The organism is Gangjinia marincola (assembly GCF_039523415.1).
Lineage (GTDB): Bacteria > Bacteroidota > Bacteroidia > Flavobacteriales > Flavobacteriaceae > Gangjinia > Gangjinia marincola.
In genome coordinates this window covers 386,973-405,086 of sequence record NZ_BAAAFG010000002.1, presented here as the reverse complement: position 1 = coordinate 405,086, position 18,114 = coordinate 386,973, and the positions used below count along the sequence as shown (strand labels likewise).

The following is an 18,114-nucleotide window of genomic DNA, read 5'->3' as shown; positions in this document are numbered from 1 at the left end:
CTTTTTTTATACCGTCATGATCTCTTTTTCTTTTACAGTGATCATCTCGTCTACTTTTTTAATATATCGATCGGTAAGTGCTTGAATGTCGATTTCTGCATTATTAGTCAAATCTTCAGAAACCTCTAATTTTTTGACTTCATTCATGGCTGATTTTCGGTCATTACGAATCCCTATCTTGGCTTCTTCACCTTCAGCTCTGGCTTGTTTGGCTAAGGTCAATCTGCGTTCCTCAGTCAATGGCGGTACATTAATGATTACGCTCTCTCCATTATTCATGGGGTTGAACCCAAGATTCGCATTTTGAATGCTTTTTTCAATTTCTGGAATAAGCGCCTTTTCAAACGGTTGAATCGAGATCGTGCGTGCATCTGGTGTGTTTACATTCGCCACTTGATTTAATGGGGTTATGGAGCCGTAGTATTCTACCATAATGCTGGATAACATGGCAGGAGATGCCTTGCCTGCACGAATATTTAATAATTGCTTTTCAAGGTGCGTTAACGCAGCCTTCATGTCTTCTTCTGTGCTGTCCAGAATAAATTTAATGTCTTCGTTCATTGGTACACTAAATAAATGTGATTATAAATTTACTGTTGTTCCTATTTTTTCGCCACTAACGACTTTAAGGAGGTTGCCCGGTTTATTCATATCAAATACGATGATGGGCAGTTTATTTTCTTGACTAAGTGTGAATGCTGTGGTATCCATTACTTTAAGCCCTTTTCGCAATACGTCATCAAACGTGATGTAATCGAATTTAGTTGCTTTGGCGTCTTTTTCAGGATCTGTGTTATAAATTCCATCAACACGTGTGCCTTTTAAAATAACATCAGCCTCAATTTCAATGGCCCTCAATACTGCTGCAGAATCTGTGGTAAAATAAGGGTTTCCTGTTCCTCCTCCAAAAATCACTACGCGGCCCTTCTCTAAGTGACGCATTGCTTTACGCCTAATAAAGGGTTCTGCTACTTCATTAATTTTAATTGCAGACTGCAAGCGTGTTGGGATATCTTGATCCTCTAAAGCTCCCTGAAGGGCCAGTCCATTAATTACAGTGGCTAACATTCCCATGTGATCTCCTTGTACACGATCCATGCCCTTGCTTGCGCCGGCAACACCTCTAAAAATATTCCCTCCCCCAATGACGATAGCAACTTCTATGCCTTGATCTAAAACCGTTTTTATCTCTTTTGCATAGTCTGCTAATCGATCTGGATCAATCCCATATTGACGGTCTCCCATGAGTGCTTCACCAGATAATTTAAGCAATATTCTTTTATACATTGGGTTTAGATTTGCGCAAATATAAGAAATATGCGCTTCAAAAAAGGATGAAAAAAACCCTCCTTCGCTAAAGCTATGGAGGGTTAACTATTCAAGTCGATTGACTTGTATTGATAAAATTATGTATTAAGCTAATGCACTACGCTCAAAAGCAACAATTTCTACATCGTTCCCCAGAGTTTTTACATACTGAGAAACACTTTGTTTACTGTCTTTTATAAAGTCCTGATTTACTAAGGTATTATCTTTATAGAAACGCTTGATCTTACCTTTTACGATATTATCCAACATATTCTCTGGCTTACCTTCTTGACGTAATTGATCTTTTGCAATATCGATTTCCTGATCGATTGTTTTTCGATCAACACCATCTTCGTTCAAGGCCACAGGATTCATAGCAGCAGCTTGCATCGCAACATCTTTTGCTACGGTTTCTGCGCCATCTACTTGCTTAGAAAGACCCGTAAGAACGGCAATCTTGTTACCCGCATGGATATAAGATCCTACAAAAGGAGCCTCTAGAGTACGGTAATCACCTATTTCAATTTTCTCACCAATAACACCGGTTTGTTCAGTAAGTTTTTCTTCAACAGTCATCCCGTTATAGTCAGATGCCATTAATTCTTCTTTAGAAGAAGTAGTTAAGGCTAGTTCTGCTAAATCATGAGCCATTTTTACAAAGTCTTCATTTTTTGCAACAAAATCAGTCTCACAGTTGAGAGAAACGATCACACCTTTAGTGTTTGCGTCGTTTACTTTAGCAATAACAGCCCCTTCAGATGAGTCTCTGTCGGCACGCTTAGCAGCAACTTTTTGTCCTTTTTTTCTAAGAATCTCAATTGCTTTGTCAAAATCACCATCGGCTTCAACTAGGGCTTTTTTACAGTCCATCATTCCGGCACCGGTAGCCTTTCTTAATTTATTTACATCTGCAGCAGTAATCTTTGCCATGATATTATGTGTTTTTTAAGTTTAAAAAAGAGAGTCGTTTAGAAGTAAACCTTACCAAACGACCCTATGTAATGTATTTATTCTATTTGATGTCTACTCTTCTTCGGTGGCAGCAACAGGCTTTTTATCAGCTACTTTTTTAGTTGCTTTTACTTCAGCTTTAGTAGAACCTTTTACTTCTTTAGTAGGAGTTGGTTCTTCTTTGTCAGCTTTAGTGGCCTTGCTTTCTTTTCCTGCTTTACGCTCTTCTAGTCCAGCTAGGACTGCATCTGCTGCGTAAGTCATCACCTTTTCGATTGATTTTGAAGCATCATCATTTGCAGGGATAACATAATCTACCTCTCTTGGATCAGAGTTGGTATCTACCATTGCAAAAATTGGAATGTTTAATTTTTGTGCTTCTTTAATCGCGATGTGTTCACGTGTAATATCCACTACAAATAATGCTCCCGGTAAACGAGTCATATCTGCAATAGATCCTAAGTTCTTCTCTAACTTAGCTCTTAAACGATCAACTTGGAGACGTTCTTTTTTAGAAAGTGTATTAAACGTACCGTCTTTTTTCATACGATCGATTGAACTCATTTTCTTAATTGCCTTACGAATAGTGACGAAGTTAGTCAACATCCCGCCAGGCCAACGCTCTGTAATGTAAGGCATATTAGCTCTTGCAGCTTCTTTAGCTACAATCTCTTTTGCCTGTTTCTTTGTTGCCACAAAAAGAATTTTGCGACCACTGGAAGCAATTTTATGAAGAGCCTCTGCAGCCTCTTCCATTTTTGCAGCACTTTTGTATAAGTTGATGATGTGAATCCCATTGCGCTCCATGTAGATGTAAGGAGCCATGTTTGGATTCCAACGACGGGTAAGGTGACCAAAATGCACCCCTGCGTCTAGTAATTCTTTAACTTCTGGTTTGTTTGCCATTTTTGTAATAGTTTACGTTCTGTCGTAGTAAGCAATAATCAAGTGGTCTGCTTAAGCTTCGCCTTGACTATTTAGATGCTAAACTAACCTCAGTCCCAAACTTGTTTTGGGATCTTTTGAAACCGTTTATACGTTTCAATGAGTATAACAACAATACTTTTAAATAATTTAATAGGTTCTCTCTTAACGTTTAGAGAACTGAAATTTCTTACGTGCTTTCTTTTGACCAAATTTCTTACGTTCAACCATTCTAGGATCTCTGGTAAGTAATCCTTCTGGCTTAAGAACGGTACGATTTTCTTCGTCTAAAGCACACATTGCTCTTGAGATCGCAAGACGAACTGCTTCGGCTTGACCGGTGATACCTCCTCCAAAAACATTTACAGTAACATCAAACTTTCCTTCGTTTTCTGTCAACATTAAAGGTTGATTTACCTTATACTGTAATGTTCCTGTTGTGAAGTAATCCTTAAGGTCTTTCTTGTTCACGGTGATGTTACCTTTTCCTTCGCTAAGGTACACACGTGCAACGGCAGTTTTTCTACGACCAATTTTGTGAATTGTCTCCATTTACACTAATTCGTTAATGTTAATCGTTTTTGGTTTTTGCGCAGCATTGTCATGCTCTGCTCCCGCATATACCTTTAAATTTCTAAATAAAGCCGCCCCTAATTTGTTCTTGGGTAACATCCCTTTAACTGCCTTTTCAACAAGGCGCGTAGGATCTTTATCATACATTTCTTGAGCGCTTAAGCTGCGTTGTCCTCCGGGGTAACCTGTGTGGCGGATATATTTCTTATCTGACCATTTGTTACCGGTTAAAACAATTTTGCTTGCGTTCGTAATGATGACATTATCACCGCAATCAACGTGTGGGGTAAAATTTGGCTTTCGCTTACCTCTAATAAATTGTGCAGCAATAGAAGAAAGGCGACCTAAGGATTGACCCTCTGCGTCGATATGTACCCATTCTTTAGTTACTGTAGCTTTATTAGCTGATACTGTTTTGTAGCTTAATGTGTCCACACTAATTAAATTTGCGTTCGCCGCGATGACGAACTTATTAAACATTCCAATCCCATAACCTACCTCTAGGAAACAGGGCTGCAAATGTACAACATTCTATTCATCTGGCAAATAGACTTGAAAAGATATTTTTAGGGGTTTGATAAGGTGAGTTTAGGGCTGTTTTTTGGATGGGTACTGTACTTCTTTTTTAAATATCCATCCCTGACTCATGCCATCCTCTCATTGGCTAACGTAAATTCGTAGGTGGCAAGTAAAAGAAGGGAGTTATTTCTAAGTTTATTAGAGATTTACATTTATAAATGATATACGTTTGTAACAACAAGTATTCGTATTCCCTTGAGGGGATCATAGGGTGTTTTTTTGTATTTTTCTACACCTCCCTAACCCTCCTCAAGGAGGGAATAATTTTTAGCTTAGATGGAATAAATATCCCCTTGAGGGGATTATAGGGGTGTTCAAAGTTTCAATTCATCTACTTTTTCAGCTATTTCATTAATGACTGTTGATAAATGATATTTTACATAGTCATTTGAAAATCTTAAAAATGTAACTCCTTCAGATTCTAACCTACCCTGACGTCGCGCATCATAAAAGTATTTGTATTCATGAATTCTACCATCGACTTCTATGGCTAAACCAATCTCGTGGCAATAAAAGTCCACAACATAATCTAGCATTGGTACTTGTCTGTGAAATTGAACTCCCAAACTTTTTTTTTTTAATTTTTCCCAAAGTAGGACTTCACTTAACGTGCAATTTTGCCGTAAAGATCTTGCGAACTCTCTTAAAGAGGGTTTATATGGAATTATTTTATTAGGCAATGGATACTTAAATTTAAATGAAACACCTCTCTAACCCTCCTCAAGGAGGGAACATTTTTTAGTTTATAAGGAATTAGTATCCCCTTGAGGGGATTATAGGAGTGTATCAAGAGATTCCCACTTCTGTGGGAATGCTAATGCGCCTCTAGCCAATTTTCACCTACTCCAATATCTACTGTTAACGGAACTTGCATCGTATAAGCCTTCTCCATTTCGGTTTTAATCATTGCTTTAAGCTGATCAAGTTCTGACTTGTGTGCGTCAAAGACCAATTCATCATGAACCTGAAGCAACATCTTTGACGTATAGTTTTCTTCCTCCAGTTTCTTGTAAATGTTCACCATGGCAAGTTTGATAATGTCTGCTGCGCTTCCCTGGATAGGAGCATTCACCGCATTACGTTCTGCCGCACCACGTACCATCTGGTTGTTGGAATTTATATCTTTTAGATAGCGTCTTCTGCCTAAAACGGTTTGTACATATCCATGTTCTCGCGCGAACATCACCTGGTCGTTCATATAACTACGCAATTTAGGATAGGTCTTATAATAGGTCTCAATCAATTCTTTGGACTCACTTCGCGATAGATCGGTTTGATTGCTTAGTCCAAAAGCCGAAACTCCATAAATAATCCCAAAGTTCACTGTTTTTGCATTGCTTCGTTGTTCGCGTGTAACTTCTTCAATCGGGACATTAAATACCCGTGCTGCCGTAGATGCGTGAATATCCTGCCCATTTTTAAAGGCGTCGATCATGGTATCTTCCTCACTCAAAGCAGCGATAATGCGCAATTCGATTTGACTGTAATCTGCTGCAAGCAAAACATGGTCCTTATCACGTGGAATAAACGCTTTTCTAACCTGCCTGCCACGTTCTGTTCTAATGGGGATATTTTGCAGGTTAGGATTATTACTGCTTAATCGACCCGTGGCTGCTACCGTTTGCATATAATCAGTATGCACTCGGCCGGTGGATTCCTCTACTTGTGTAGGTAACGCATCGATATAGGTGCTTTTGAGTTTTGCGAGTCCGCGGTACTCAAGTACATTAGCGATGATGGGATGGTCTTTCGCAAGATAAGAGAGCACATCTTCGGCCGTAGAGTATTGGCCTGTTTTGGTTTTCTTAGGTTTATCGACAAGGGCTAGTTTTTCAAACAGTATTACGCCCAGTTGTTTAGGTGACCCTATATTGAATTCTTCCCCGGCTTGTTCGTAGATTTCCGCTTCAAGCGCAGCGATATCTTTTTCTAGTTGTGCCGAAAGGGAATGTAAAAAATCTTCATCCAAATTGATTCCCTCTAATTCCATGGCAGCGAGAACCTCCACCAATGGGATTTCTAATTCTCTAAACAGTTTTTTGGTGTCTGCTTCTGTCAACTCCTGTTCAAAATGCTGCTTGAGCTGTAACGTAATGTCTGCATCTTCTACCGCGTATTCGGTTTGTTTTTCTAGCGGAACATCCCTAAAAGATCCCTGATTTTTCCCCTTTTTACCAATTAAGCTTTCAATCTTCACCGGGCTGTAATTCAAATAGGTTTCTGAAAGTACATCCATATTATGTCGCATATCCGGATTGATTAGATAGTGTGCAATCATGGTGTCAAACAAAGGTCCTTTTACTTCAACCTTATATTTATCTAATACCTTGATGTCATACTTGAGGTTCTGACCTATTTTTTCAATCTGCTCTGACTCAAAGAAGGGACGTAATTCCTCAATGAGTTCTTTTGCATCCTTCTTATCTTCGGGAAAGGGAAGGTAGAATCCAGTCGTTGCCCTCCATGAAAATGCGATCCCCACAAGTTCTGCGGTGAGTGGATTGAGTCCGGTGGTTTCAGTATCAAAACACACTGATTTTTGCTTCATTAATTTCTCCAGAAAAAGCTCCTTAGCTTTTGGAGTTGATATTTGTTGGTAGAAGTGCGAAGTTTCTTCTAAGGTTTTTCTGCTGGAAGTTTCCTCTACCGCTTCCGCGGAATCGAATAAGGAAAACTGCCCGGCTCCGGCTTGTTGCTGTTGTTTTTTAGCGGTTGGCGTGCTGGTTATTTGGGTTTGAGTTTCGGTTTCACCCGAAAATAACTTGATAAATTGATCGCGTATTCTTCTAAACTCTAATTCTTCAAAAATCTCCTGTACTTTTTCAGTATCAGGCATAGAGAGTTCGTAGTCCTTGGCATCAAAATGAACATCGCAGTCTAATTTGATCGTGGCGAGTTGTTTTGACAATAATCCTAATTCGGCATTTTCAGTGACGCGCTCTTTCATCTTGCCCTTGAGCTGATCCAGATTCTCCAGTAAACCTTCCATAGAGCCAAATTGGGCAATGAATTTTTTGGCCGTTTTATCACCTACACCGGGTAAGCCGGGAATGTTATCACTGGCATCGCCCATCATCCCCAGATAATCGATTACCTGCTCTGGGTGCTCAACCTCAAATTTTTTCTTGACCTCTGGGACACCCCATATTTCGATGCCATTCCCCATACGAGAAGGCTTATACATAAAGATGTTTTCGCTTACCAATTGGGCGTAATCCTTATCTGGGGTAACCATAAAAACCTTAAAATCTTCTTTTTCGGCTTGTTTAGATAAGGTCCCAATGAGATCATCTGCTTCTACCCCCGCACGTTCAATAATGGGGATATGCATGGCTTTAAGAATATCCTGAATGATGGGCACCGCGATTTTGATCGCCTCTGGTGTTTCATCACGATTGGCTTTATAGTCTGCATATAGTTCTACCCGTTCTGTACTTCCCTCTTTGTCAAAAGCAACCGCAAGATGATCTGGTTTTTCCCTACGAATCACATCAAAAAGTGAATTCATAAAACCCATAATAGCAGAAGTATCCTGTCCTTTTGAATTGACAATAGGATTTTTAATGAGTGCGTAATACCCTCTAAAAATAAGGGCGTAAGCATCCAACAAGAAAAGACGTTTTTGATCGGCCATAAATGCAAAAAATAAAGTTGAAGTTTTCAAAAATAACAGGAATTACTCAGAACCCCTACAACTAAAGCTGCAAATATGATTTTAAGGGAATATCGCCTAACTTGCGGCAATAATAATAGCAGAATACAAGGATTACTATGCGTTGGATCATTTTTATAGGAATTTATGTGTTGGTGGATATTTATGCTTTTCAAGCGGTACGAACCATCACCTCTAGTCGATGGATTTACGGACTGTATTGGTTGTTCACCATCCTGGTATTAGGCAATATGATCTATCAGGTAAGTACCTCTACCAGCGGGATGGCATCTGGCGGATTGAGTTATGCCTTTGGTTTTTTACTCTCGCTCTTTGCACCTAAATTGCTGCTGATCATCGCCATGTTTGGAGAAGATATTGTACGATTTTTCGTGGGAATTTTCAATAAGTTTATTTCGGGTGAAGGGAGCTATCATTTTCCTGAACGCCGAAAGTTTGTAAGCGCGGTTGCCTTGGGTCTGGCGGCTGTTCCATTTGCTTCTCTTCTCTACGGAATATATAGGGGGAAGTATCAATTTAGGGTACTTAATTATGTCTTAGAATATGAGGACCTGCCCGAAGCCTTTGATGGATATCGCATTACGCAGATTAGTGATGTGCACAGTGGCTCCTTTAACAACAAGGAGAAAGTGGCCTATGGGGTGGATCTAATCAATCAGCAAAAAAGTGACCTCATCTTATTTACCGGTGATCTGGTGAACAATAAGGCCGAAGAAATGCTGCCTTGGAAAGATCTTTTTGGTTCGCTTGACGCTAAGGACGGAGTCTATTCGGTATTGGGGAATCACGATTATGGTGATTATGTACAGTGGCCCACCAAAGAAGAAAAAGTAGACAACCTCGATCAACTCAAATCATTACAAAAAGAAATGGGGTGGAAGCTCTTGCTAAATGAACATGACACCATTCAAAAAGGAAATGATACCATTAAAATTGTGGGCGTAGAAAATTGGGGTGCCGGCGGATTTAAAAAAATGGGAGATTTGGATAAGGCATCGGCAGGTCTAACCGAACAAGATTTTAAAATTCTGTTGAGTCACGATCCTTCGTATTGGGCAGAAAAGATTAAAGATGATGCTAAAAAGTTTCAGCTTACATTAAGTGGACATACCCACGGGATGCAGTTTGGTATTGAGATTCCTGGACTCATTAAGTGGAGTCCGGTTCAATATCGCTATGAGCAGTGGGCGGGTATTTATGAAGATCTTGGTCGCTACATTAATGTAAATCGCGGCTTTGGTTTTTTAGGATATCCCGGGAGAGTGGGAATTTGGCCAGAAGTGTCAGTCATAGAGCTGAGAAAGAAAGCAAAAACAAGCTAGTTGGTTAAAAATACTATCTTTGAGTAGTTTAGCGTTATATCAAAAAACGAATTTGATGTCAAAATTTGGAGAATTAATCGATCTATCGGTTCCAGTACTGCTCAACTTTTATACCGATTGGAATGAAGCTTCTACCAGCATGCATCCTGTCTTAAAAGATGTTGCTGCCGCCCTTGGAGATAAAGCTAAGGTCATCAAAATTGATGTGGATAAAAATACAGAACTCGCTGATGCTCTTAGAATCAAAGGCTTACCTACGCTTATGATTTACAAAAGTGGTGAGATGAAATGGAGGCAAAGCGGAGAGCAAGATGCCAACACCTTAATTGGGATCGTTCAGCAATATGTTTAAAGAATTTTAACGCTTTTTGGTGAATACGATCACTAAAAAGACCTACTTTTGGTGAATACAATCACTAAAATGTTATTTGAGCGACAATTATTATCACAGCTTTCTTCTAAATTTAATTCTGGTAAGGCGATAATTTTACTTGGTCCACGCCAAGTAGGAAAAACAACCTTAATCAAGAATTTGCTAAAGGATTCACTATACCTTTTTTTGGATGGAGATGATCCTACAGTTAGAGACTTACTTAAAAATGCTAATACAGAGGAAATCAGAAGTCTTATTGGGAAAAATGAAATTATATTTATTGATGAAGCCCAACGTGTAACTAATGTAGGACTAACTGCCAAGATTATTATAGATCAGATTAAGCCGAAGCAATTAATCATGAGCGGCTCATCATCCTTTGAACTCAATAATTCAATCAATGAGCCCTTAACAGGGAGAAAATGGGAATATTTATTATTACCTATCTCTTGGACTGAATTTGAAGACAAGGTAGGATATGTGGTAAGCGAACAACAATTAAATATGCGATTGTTGTACGGGATGTACCCTGATGTTCTTAATAACACGGGTAGCGAAAGGGACATTTTGCAGGAGTTGGTTAGTAGTTATTTATATAAGGATATACTGACTTATTCCGGAATCCGAAAGCCTGAAATTCTTGAAAAATTACTCCGGGCACTAGCGTATCAGTTAGGGAATGAAGTCAGTTATAACGAATTATCTCAGATCGTTGGTGTGGATAAAAATACTGTTTCAGCTTATATAGATCTGTTGACTCAGGCTTTTGTGATCTTCAAACTACCTAGTTTTAGCAGAAATCTTCGGAATGAGATTAAAAAAAATCAAAAAATTTATTTTTATGATCTAGGTGTTCGAAATACGATCATAGGAGATTTTTCTCCTTTAGATTCTCGGCCAGATAAAGGGTCACTTTGGGAAAATTTCTTAATCGTAGAACGCATGAAACAAAACCTATATCATCGTAATTATGCAATGTCATTTTTTTGGAGAACTAAAGATCAACAAGAAATAGATTACGTTGAGGAAATAGATGGCAAGGTTACTGGATTTGAGTTTAAATGGAAAGATGTCACAAAAATAAAAAAGCCTTCACGCTTCATGGAGACTTACAATGCTAAAGTTAATATTGTACATCGTGAAAATTTCAGGTCCTTCTTGAAAAAGATTAAAGAGACTTAAACCTAAATCCAAGATCATTGTAGTATCTTAGAATCTTGGGCAACGTATATCTTAAGTGCTTTTCTGCTTTTAGGCTATCGTGAAAGACAATAATACTTCCGTTTTGGGCTTTTCTAATTACATTGCTATAACATTTGAGTTGAGAAATTGAAGCGTCAAAATCACCACTCACTACATCGTACATTACAATTTTATAGTCCTGGTCTTTGACTTTATTCGCTTGCGCGGAAGTCATTTTACCATAAGGAGGCCTAAATAATTTTTCTTCTCCTAACGGAAGATATGCTTCAGCATCCTTCACATCCTGAAGATAAGTCTTATGCCTGGTTTTCCAACCATTTAGGTGGTGTTGGGTGTGATTGCCAATGCGATGTCCACGGTCGATGACATGTTGTAGAATTTCTGCATACTTTCTCGCATTTTCACCTATACAAAAAAAGGTGGCTTTGGCATTGTATTGCTCTAATTGACCCAATACCCATGGGGTAATTTTAGGGATGGGTCCATCATCAAAAGTGAGATACAGTTCTTTTTTAGCTGTTTCTACACGCCAAAGACGCTCAGGATATAAATACCGTATAAAGGTAGGCGTCTTTGAGGTGTATAGTTTCATAAGCTACTCATTGAACTCAATTTCTTCCGCAGGAAAATCAGGATTTTGAATTATAGTATCTGGAATTCCATCAAAAATCTCGTCATCTTCTGGAGCATCACTTTGATCTAGTCCAAATAAACTCAAATAGTCATTGAATTCGCTTGCTTTTTCCTCAACAATCTTTTCATCTTGATTGATAATTAACAGATCAACAAAGCTTCGGTATTGTTCTAGATTCGATAAGATTTCATTGGTGAATCGCATTTGATCTCCTTCTTCCATATTGCTAAAATAGATCAGCTGCTCTTGATATTTGGTGACAACTTTTTCCCATATTTCACGTGCGCGTTCATCTTCACCAATATCGTAATAGCCATTGATAAAATCATCAAGTAAAGAATAATAGCCAAAGTATTCGACTGGCATTTTCTCCATACTTAAGTCCAAGACTTTTTTAGCACGTACAGTGTCCTTTTCTTTTACTAATTCTTCTACCAGTCGGCCAAGGTTGGAGCGATAGGATATTCCGTTTCTACGAGTTTCGGGATCGTGGTAAATGTCCGGATCGCCACTATTGCCCCAGTCCCAGTCCATCACTATACTGTACATCTTATCGGTATCGATTCTTCCCATTTCATAGGGATTTCTTGGATTTATAGGTGTTTCAATAGGAACAAGCTTATAACATACCCCATCAAGCTGAAGGTAGTCTTTCATCCATAAATAATCATCGTCACCAAAAGCGCCACCTGTAAAATAAATGGGGCGTTTCCAGTTGTTGTTAGCAACTACATCCAACATAGCAAGACGATGCTTGTAAAGAATATTACCATTGAGCTCAAGCGTTATAGCAGAGACAATCTTATCGGCATCTTTTGGAGATACTATTCCATTTTTGAGTACCCTTTCTTTGTCTACAGGAAGCAGTAGCTTTTTTGTGGGGAATGTATTAATCGTCTGGCCACTTTGAAGTTCACCTTTAGTAATATCTGCATCACTATTAATATATTTTAACCAATTCGTGAGTAACATAGTATCCCTTACACGTGGATTGGGTTGAAAGAAAACAGCATCGTTTACTCCGTATTCATAGTTTTTAAGATCAACTGACATTTTTAAGGGGTCACTCTCGTATGCCTTATTACGCATTTGTTCAATAAACCAATCTGTGCCAAAGAGCATGGTATTTACCACGCGCACATCAGTGCGATAGCCCTCAATTTCTTGGGCATACCATAGTGCAAAGGTGTCGTTGTCTCCAATAGTAAAGAGAATCGCATTTTCATCACAGCTATCCAGGTACATTTTTGCCATGGATAAAGCCGTTTTTCTACCCGATCTATCGTGATCATCCCAGTTTTGGGCTGCCAATAAAACAGGAACGGCTAATAAACATATGACGGTAATTGCCGGCGCAAGTATTTTTCGGCTTGCATATTTCTTGAGTGAATCATAGAGCGCATAGACTCCAATACCTATCCATATGGCGAAGACATAAAATGACCCAACGAGTGCATAATCACGTTCTCTAGGCTCAAAGGGGCGTTCGTTAAGGTATATTTTTAATGCAATACCCGTAAACAAGAAGAAAACCAGAAGTACCCAAAAATTCTTTACGTCCTTGTTGAGATGGAAAAAGAAGCCAATTAGCCCTATGAGGAGCGGAAGAAAGTAGTAAGTGTTTCGGGCCTTATTCTCTGCCATGTCAGAGGGCAAGTTATCCTGAGGACCTAAATGCAATTCATCTATAAAGCCAATGCCACTAAGCCAATTTCCGTTGAGATCAGTAAGTTCTCCTTGAATATCATTTTGCCTTCCGACAAAATTCCACATAAAATATCTCCAATACATGTATCCTATTTGATACTCAAACAAGAAACCTATATTATCCCAAAATGAGGGTTTTTCTACATTAAGATACTCACTGTATTGTTTAAGGAAACTATCATAATCGCTATTGTCAATCTGTCCCAGTGCATAGGCTTTCCTAAATTCTGCTAATTGATTGATAAGTTCCTGTTCTCCTGAAAATTCGGGTTTTATACTAATATCTAATGGACCTGTAAAGTTGAGATAATTGGTATTGTGTTCACTACTCCACATTCTTGGAAGAAAAGTTTTGTGTCTCTCTTCCAAATTCTGGCGGGTATTTTTATATTCATTCACGATCACATATTGACCCGATTCTTCATCTTGTTCGTAGATGGGTTTATCGTCTTTATAAGGATTGGATTGGTCTAAACCTCCATACATTTCAGTAAACTGTGGGCCGTAAAATAAATGAGACTCTCCGTATTGTTCTCTATTGTAATACGCAAGGAGTTCGCGCGCATTTTTGGGGTCATTTTCATTGATGGTGACTGCGGCATTTGCTCTAATAGGTAGCATCATCCAACTGGAAAAACCAATAAAAATGAACAGCACACATAATAGCAAGGTGTTGAGTTGAGGTTTGTGGTTTTTTCGGGTATATCGAATCCCAAAGTAGAATAATGCAATAATAAGGAGAGCAATAATAACGGTCCCACTATTAAACGGTAAGCCAAATGAATTGGTAAAAAATACTTCGGCTTTGCCAAATAAAGCTAGCGTATACGGGAGTAAAAATTTAAAAATGAACATTAGTATAGCTACTACCGCGACATTAGCCAGTAAAAAGCTTTTGATCGTAATGTCCTTATAGTGTTTAAAGTAGTACAAAAAACCTATGGCAGGAATAGTAAGAAGTCCCATAAAATGTACTCCAAAAGACAGCCCAATAATTAGCGATAATAGAATCAACCAACGATTACCGCGCGGATTCAGCATATCTCGCTCCCATAGTAAGCCCACATAAAACATTACAGCCATAAGGCAACTTGCCATGGCATAAACTTCGGCTTCAACAGCACTAAACCAAAAGCTATCTGTGAACGCGAATCCTAGTGACCCTACGAGAGAACTGCCTAATACGGCTATTTTTCCTGAAGAGGAGAGTTCTTCAGGTGTGCCGGCGATTTTAAGAATTAAGATCGTGATGGACCAGAACATAAAAAGAATGGTAAATGCACTTGCTACTCCAGACATTAAGTTAATGGTAATGGCAATCCTACTGGGGTCTGAAGAGAAAATAGAGAAAAAAGCACCCAGCATTTGATACAGAGGTGCTCCCGGCGGATGTCCTACCAATAATTTGGATGAAGTGGCGATGTATTCACCGGCATCCCAAAAACTTGCTGTAGGTTCAACGGTAAGTGCATAGGTTGTGAGAGCCACTACAAATGAAAACCAACCTAAAATAGTATTCCAACGCTTAAAATTGAGATCGATCATGTAAATTTTTATAATAGGGCACGAATTTAAGAATAATTAAGGATTGATGTAACAACGCAGCATAAAAGTAATTCGTATGCCTAAATTAATTTTTAAAGAATGTTTTGCGTACTTCAAAAGTTGTAGTAAATTTGCATCCGCGTTTAAGATGCTGGCCTATGGTGTAACTGGCAACACGTCTGGTTTTGGTCCAGAAGAGTCTAGGTTCGAGCCCTAGTAGGCCAACAAGCAAGTCCTGATTTCAATATGAAGTCAGGATTTTTGTTTTATAGAAAGTGTAAATGCGAGAAGCCTGCCCCGCACTTGATGCGGGGAGCTCTAGTAGGCCAACAAGCAAGTCCTGATTTCAATACGAAGTCAGGATTTTTGTTTTATAGAAAGTGTAGATGCGATCCCGAGGCGTCGGAACTGCCCAGCATTTTTATTTACTTAGGGCGGTACGCGTATGGATGAGCTGCAAAAACTAACACGTACTGAACTATTTATTCTTAAAGATACTCTGGAGATTTTAGTTTAAGCAGATTCAGCATTAATTTTAAAGGTAACGACAGGTCGTTTTGCATGATTTACCATACTCTGGCTAAGGCTTGCATTAAAGAAATGGGCAATACCCTTGCGCCCATGGGTACTTATTCCCACCATATCTACGGCATTGTCATTGGCGTAATGAATGATTCCTTTTTCGATAGATTTGTCATTATAGATAGTAACTTTCACATTGGTATCACCAAGTGCTACTAAAAAAGTATTAATGCGTTCCTGAATTTCGCCTGAAGTTTTGAACTTTCCAGAAATATTAATGCTTAAAATCTCAAAGGATGCATTTAAGTTTTCTGCAAATGCTTTTGCTGCTCTGCAGGTCTCAACGGTATCCATATTAAAGCCGGTGGCAAAAACAAATTTTTGGATGTCAAATTTTTCTTTGTGTTCGTTTTTGATAACCATGACCGGGATGGGTGATTGACGCACTACTTTTTCAGTATTAGAACCTATGAATATCTCTCTTAGACCACTAGCCCCTCTAGATCCCATGATAATCACATCACATTCTTTTTCTTGACTTACAGCGATGATTCCATCAAATGCATCGTAAAAGTCCACTGTTTCATGAACGCTTATTCCTTGAAGATAATCTTTAGACAGTATTTCGTCAAAGCGTTTACGGGCAAGTTTCATAAAGAAAATAGCTTCAGGTAAGTCTGAGGCTGATCCATCACTCATTGGATCAATAAGATCCATAGGTAAGTCAAGCATGTGGGTGAGGTAGATTTCGGCGTTATGTTTTTTCGCTAAATGGGCTGCTACTTGTAGTGCATTTTCAGCTTCAGGAGAGAAATCTGTAGGGACTAAAATTTTTTTCATTGGTTAGTTTTTGGTTTAACTTTCGATTAAAGGTTTTCGGCACCAATCCTTCAGCCAATGAATAGAGCAATTCATCGAGTATTCTCATATCCAATTCTTTATAAAAGTACAAAAAAAATCAACGTAACGATAATTTTCAGAATCCTAATTAATTACTATATTTGCACAGAATTTAAGGATTTACATGAGGGGACGATAAGTCCCCTCTTTTTATACCCAATTCATGTTGCGAGAAAAGGTAAATACACTTTTAGAGAGAGCGCTGGAGTCACGTGAGGATTTATTTCTTTTAGAATTTAGTGTGGATGATGCGAACAAGATCAATGTTGTCATTGATGGTGATCGCGGAGTCACGGTAGAAGATTGTATCTATATAAGCAGGCAAATTGAGCATAATTTAGATCGTGAAGAAGAAGATTTTTCGTTAGAGGTAAAATCAGCTGGTGCTACGGCGCCTTTACAGCTTTTACGCCAATACGAAAAGAATGTAGGCAGGCAGCTTGAGGTGAGAACAAAAGACAATCACTACAAAGCAAAGCTCATGAATGTAGAAGGGGAGTCCATACAATTGGCGTGGAAAACCAGAGAACCAAAGCCGGTTGGAAAAGGTAAAGTTACTGTAAATAAAGAGGTTACTTTACCCATAGACGAAATAGAACAAGCAAAAGTGATTATAACATTTTAATTTTTAACTGATATGGAAAATATCGCGTTAATTGAGTCTTTCTCAGAGTTTAAAGATGATAAAATGATCGACAGAGTAACCTTGATGGCTATTCTTGAAGATGTGTTTAGAAGTGCGTTGAGAAAGAAATACGGAACAGATGATAATTTTGATATTATCGTTAATCCTGACAAGGGAGATTTAGAGATCTGGAGAAATCGAGTGGTGGTTGCAGATGGTGAGGTAGAAGATGACAATGAGGAAATTTCGTTGACTGAAGCCCGAAAAATTGAACCGGATTTTGAAGTGGGTGAAGATGTGTCTGAAGAGGTCAAATTAGAACACTTAGGTAGACGCGCGATATTAGCACTACGTCAAAATCTGATTTCTAAGATTCACGAATTTGACAACACGGCTCTTTACAAGCAATTTAAAGACCTTGAAGGGGAAATCTATTCTGCCGAAGTGCATCACATTCGTCATAAAGCTATCATATTATTGGATGATGATGGGAATGAGATTATTTTGCCTAAGGATCGTCAAATACCATCAGACTTTTTTAGAAAAGGAGAGAATGTACGCGGTGTAATAGAGACCGTAGAGTTACGCGGAACAAAGCCGGTTATAATTATGTCCAGAACTTCTCCATTGTTCTTAGAGAAGTTATTTGAGTCTGAAATTCCGGAGGTTTTTGACGGTTTAATTACAGTTAAAAATGTAGTTCGTGTACCTGGTGAAAAAGCTAAGGTTGCCGTAGATTCTTACGATGATCGTATTGATCCTGTGGGAGCTTGTGTGGGGATGAAAGGATCCAGAATTCATGGCATCGTTCGTGAGTTAGGTAATGAGAATATTGACGTGATCAATTATACCAATAATACACAGCTTTATATTACAAGAGCACTAAGTCCTGCGCGTATTACTTCAATTAAGTTAGACGATGAAAATATGACGGCAGAGGTAATGTTACGCCCAGAAGAAGTCTCTAAGGCAATTGGTCGTGGTGGGCATAACATTAGGTTGGCTGGGAAGCTTACAGGATATGAGATCGATGTCTTTAGAGAAGGAGTAGAAGAAGATGTAGAATTGACCGAATTCTCTGATGAAATCGAACCATGGGTAATTGCAGAATTCAAGAAAATTGGATTGGATACTGCAAAAAGTATTTTAGAGCAAGAACTAGATGATCTTGTTCGTCGTACGGATCTTGAAGAAGAGACTGTACGTGAAGTAATTCAAGTTCTAAAAGAAGAATTTGAAGAATAATAGTATAACCTTTTAATAAATAAAATAAAG

Annotated in this window: 16 protein-coding genes and 1 tRNA gene; 6 read left to right on the top strand and 11 right to left on the bottom strand. The window is 38.6% G+C overall.

Going from position 1 to position 18,114, the window contains the following annotated elements; translation table 11 throughout:
- Nucleotides 1–6 precede the first annotated feature (6 nt).
- The 8 genes from frr to polA all read right to left on the bottom strand — a co-directional run bounded on the left by frr (nucleotide 7) and on the right by polA (nucleotide 7,969).
- The gene (gene frr / locus ABD000_RS03355; RefSeq protein ID WP_343763815.1) at nucleotides 7–561 is read right to left on the bottom strand and encodes a ribosome recycling factor; all 555 of its coding nucleotides are present in this window, start codon (nucleotides 559–561) and stop codon (nucleotides 7–9) included.
- Nucleotides 562–582: 21 nt separating this feature from the next.
- On the bottom strand, nucleotides 583–1,287 hold the full coding sequence (gene pyrH / locus ABD000_RS03350) for a UMP kinase (protein ID WP_343763813.1): 705 nt from the start codon (nucleotides 1,285–1,287) through the stop codon (nucleotides 583–585).
- 126 nt (nucleotides 1,288–1,413) lie between these two features.
- Nucleotides 1,414–2,238, bottom strand: coding sequence for a translation elongation factor Ts (gene tsf, locus ABD000_RS03345; RefSeq protein WP_343763811.1), 825 nt, complete (start codon nucleotides 2,236–2,238; stop codon nucleotides 1,414–1,416).
- A 93-nt stretch (nucleotides 2,239–2,331) separates the two neighbouring features.
- The gene (rpsB, locus tag ABD000_RS03340) at nucleotides 2,332–3,165 is read right to left on the bottom strand and encodes a 30S ribosomal protein S2 (protein ID WP_343763807.1); all 834 of its coding nucleotides are present in this window, start codon (nucleotides 3,163–3,165) and stop codon (nucleotides 2,332–2,334) included.
- 183 nt (nucleotides 3,166–3,348) lie between these two features.
- Nucleotides 3,349–3,735, bottom strand: coding sequence for a 30S ribosomal protein S9 (rpsI, locus tag ABD000_RS03335; RefSeq protein ID WP_343763804.1), 387 nt, complete (start codon nucleotides 3,733–3,735; stop codon nucleotides 3,349–3,351).
- Complete coding sequence (gene rplM, locus ABD000_RS03330) at nucleotides 3,736–4,191, bottom strand: 50S ribosomal protein L13 (protein ID WP_343764027.1); 456 nt, start codon at nucleotides 4,189–4,191, stop codon at nucleotides 3,736–3,738.
- Nucleotides 4,192–4,649: 458 nt separating this feature from the next.
- Nucleotides 4,650–5,015: an endonuclease domain-containing protein gene (locus ABD000_RS03325; protein ID WP_343763801.1), complete on the bottom strand. Its 366-nt coding sequence runs from the start codon at nucleotides 5,013–5,015 to the stop codon at nucleotides 4,650–4,652.
- A 134-nt stretch (nucleotides 5,016–5,149) separates the two neighbouring features.
- Nucleotides 5,150–7,969 (bottom strand): DNA polymerase I, encoded by a 2,820-nt coding sequence (polA, locus tag ABD000_RS03320; protein ID WP_343764024.1) that lies wholly within the window; start codon nucleotides 7,967–7,969, stop codon nucleotides 5,150–5,152.
- Between the two features lie 137 nt (nucleotides 7,970–8,106).
- Here polA and ABD000_RS03315 point away from each other — a divergent pair, with 137 nt between their 5' ends.
- From ABD000_RS03315 to ABD000_RS03305, 3 genes are read left to right on the top strand one after another with little or no spacing between them, the layout of a single operon-like run.
- Nucleotides 8,107–9,330, top strand: a complete 1,224-nt coding sequence (locus ABD000_RS03315) for a metallophosphoesterase (RefSeq protein ID WP_343763799.1) — start codon at nucleotides 8,107–8,109, stop codon at nucleotides 9,328–9,330.
- Between the two features lie 55 nt (nucleotides 9,331–9,385).
- On the top strand, nucleotides 9,386–9,682 hold the full coding sequence (locus tag ABD000_RS03310) for a thioredoxin family protein (RefSeq protein ID WP_343763796.1): 297 nt from the start codon (nucleotides 9,386–9,388) through the stop codon (nucleotides 9,680–9,682).
- Between the two features lie 51 nt (nucleotides 9,683–9,733).
- Nucleotides 9,734–10,885, top strand: a complete 1,152-nt coding sequence (locus tag ABD000_RS03305; protein ID WP_343763794.1) for an ATP-binding protein — start codon at nucleotides 9,734–9,736, stop codon at nucleotides 10,883–10,885.
- Here ABD000_RS03305 and ABD000_RS03300 read toward each other — a convergent pair.
- Nucleotides 10,872–11,498: a polysaccharide deacetylase family protein gene (locus tag ABD000_RS03300; RefSeq protein WP_343763792.1), complete on the bottom strand. Its 627-nt coding sequence runs from the start codon at nucleotides 11,496–11,498 to the stop codon at nucleotides 10,872–10,874. The two genes, ABD000_RS03305 and ABD000_RS03300, sit on opposite strands and share 14 nt — an antisense overlap.
- 3 nt (nucleotides 11,499–11,501) lie before the next feature.
- Nucleotides 11,502–14,792, bottom strand: a complete 3,291-nt coding sequence (locus ABD000_RS03295) for a DUF2723 domain-containing protein (protein ID WP_343763790.1) — start codon at nucleotides 14,790–14,792, stop codon at nucleotides 11,502–11,504.
- Between the two features lie 152 nt (nucleotides 14,793–14,944).
- On the opposite strand from ABD000_RS03295, the gene ABD000_RS03290 reads away from it, so the two are divergent.
- Nucleotides 14,945–15,017, top strand: a tRNA-Gln gene (locus ABD000_RS03290).
- A 288-nt stretch (nucleotides 15,018–15,305) separates the two neighbouring features.
- Here the strand turns inward: ABD000_RS03290 and ABD000_RS03285 are convergent.
- Entirely contained in the window at nucleotides 15,306–16,154 is an 849-nt protein-coding gene (locus ABD000_RS03285; protein WP_343763788.1) for a universal stress protein, read from the bottom strand.
- A gap of 223 nt (nucleotides 16,155–16,377) precedes the next feature.
- On the opposite strand from ABD000_RS03285, the gene rimP reads away from it, so the two are divergent.
- On the top strand, nucleotides 16,378–16,839 hold the full coding sequence (gene rimP / locus ABD000_RS03280; RefSeq protein ID WP_343763786.1) for a ribosome assembly cofactor RimP: 462 nt from the start codon (nucleotides 16,378–16,380) through the stop codon (nucleotides 16,837–16,839).
- Nucleotides 16,840–16,851: 12 nt separating this feature from the next.
- Nucleotides 16,852–18,084 (top strand): transcription termination factor NusA, encoded by a 1,233-nt coding sequence (nusA, locus tag ABD000_RS03275; RefSeq protein WP_343763783.1) that lies wholly within the window; start codon nucleotides 16,852–16,854, stop codon nucleotides 18,082–18,084.
- Nucleotides 18,085–18,114 lie beyond the last annotated feature (30 nt).

Coding starts and splice junctions, on each gene's coding strand:
- frr (WP_343763815.1), bottom strand. CDS start 561: ATGAACGAAGACATTAAATTTATTCTGGACAGCACAGAAGAAGACATG.
- pyrH (WP_343763813.1), bottom strand. CDS start 1,287: ATGTATAAAAGAATATTGCTTAAATTATCTGGTGAAGCACTCATGGGA.
- tsf (WP_343763811.1), bottom strand. CDS start 2,238: ATGGCAAAGATTACTGCTGCAGATGTAAATAAATTAAGAAAGGCTACC.
- rpsB (WP_343763807.1), bottom strand. CDS start 3,165: ATGGCAAACAAACCAGAAGTTAAAGAATTACTAGACGCAGGGGTGCAT.
- rpsI (WP_343763804.1), bottom strand. CDS start 3,735: ATGGAGACAATTCACAAAATTGGTCGTAGAAAAACTGCCGTTGCACGT.
- polA (WP_343764024.1), bottom strand. CDS start 7,969: ATGGCCGATCAAAAACGTCTTTTCTTGTTGGATGCTTACGCCCTTATT.
- ABD000_RS03315 (WP_343763799.1), top strand. CDS start 8,107: ATGCGTTGGATCATTTTTATAGGAATTTATGTGTTGGTGGATATTTAT.
- ABD000_RS03310 (WP_343763796.1), top strand. CDS start 9,386: ATGTCAAAATTTGGAGAATTAATCGATCTATCGGTTCCAGTACTGCTC.
- ABD000_RS03300 (WP_343763792.1), bottom strand. CDS start 11,498: ATGAAACTATACACCTCAAAGACGCCTACCTTTATACGGTATTTATAT.
- ABD000_RS03295 (WP_343763790.1), bottom strand. CDS start 14,792: ATGATCGATCTCAATTTTAAGCGTTGGAATACTATTTTAGGTTGGTTT.
- ABD000_RS03285 (WP_343763788.1), bottom strand. CDS start 16,154: ATGAAAAAAATTTTAGTCCCTACAGATTTCTCTCCTGAAGCTGAAAAT.
- rimP (WP_343763786.1), top strand. CDS start 16,378: ATGTTGCGAGAAAAGGTAAATACACTTTTAGAGAGAGCGCTGGAGTCA.
- nusA (WP_343763783.1), top strand. CDS start 16,852: ATGGAAAATATCGCGTTAATTGAGTCTTTCTCAGAGTTTAAAGATGAT.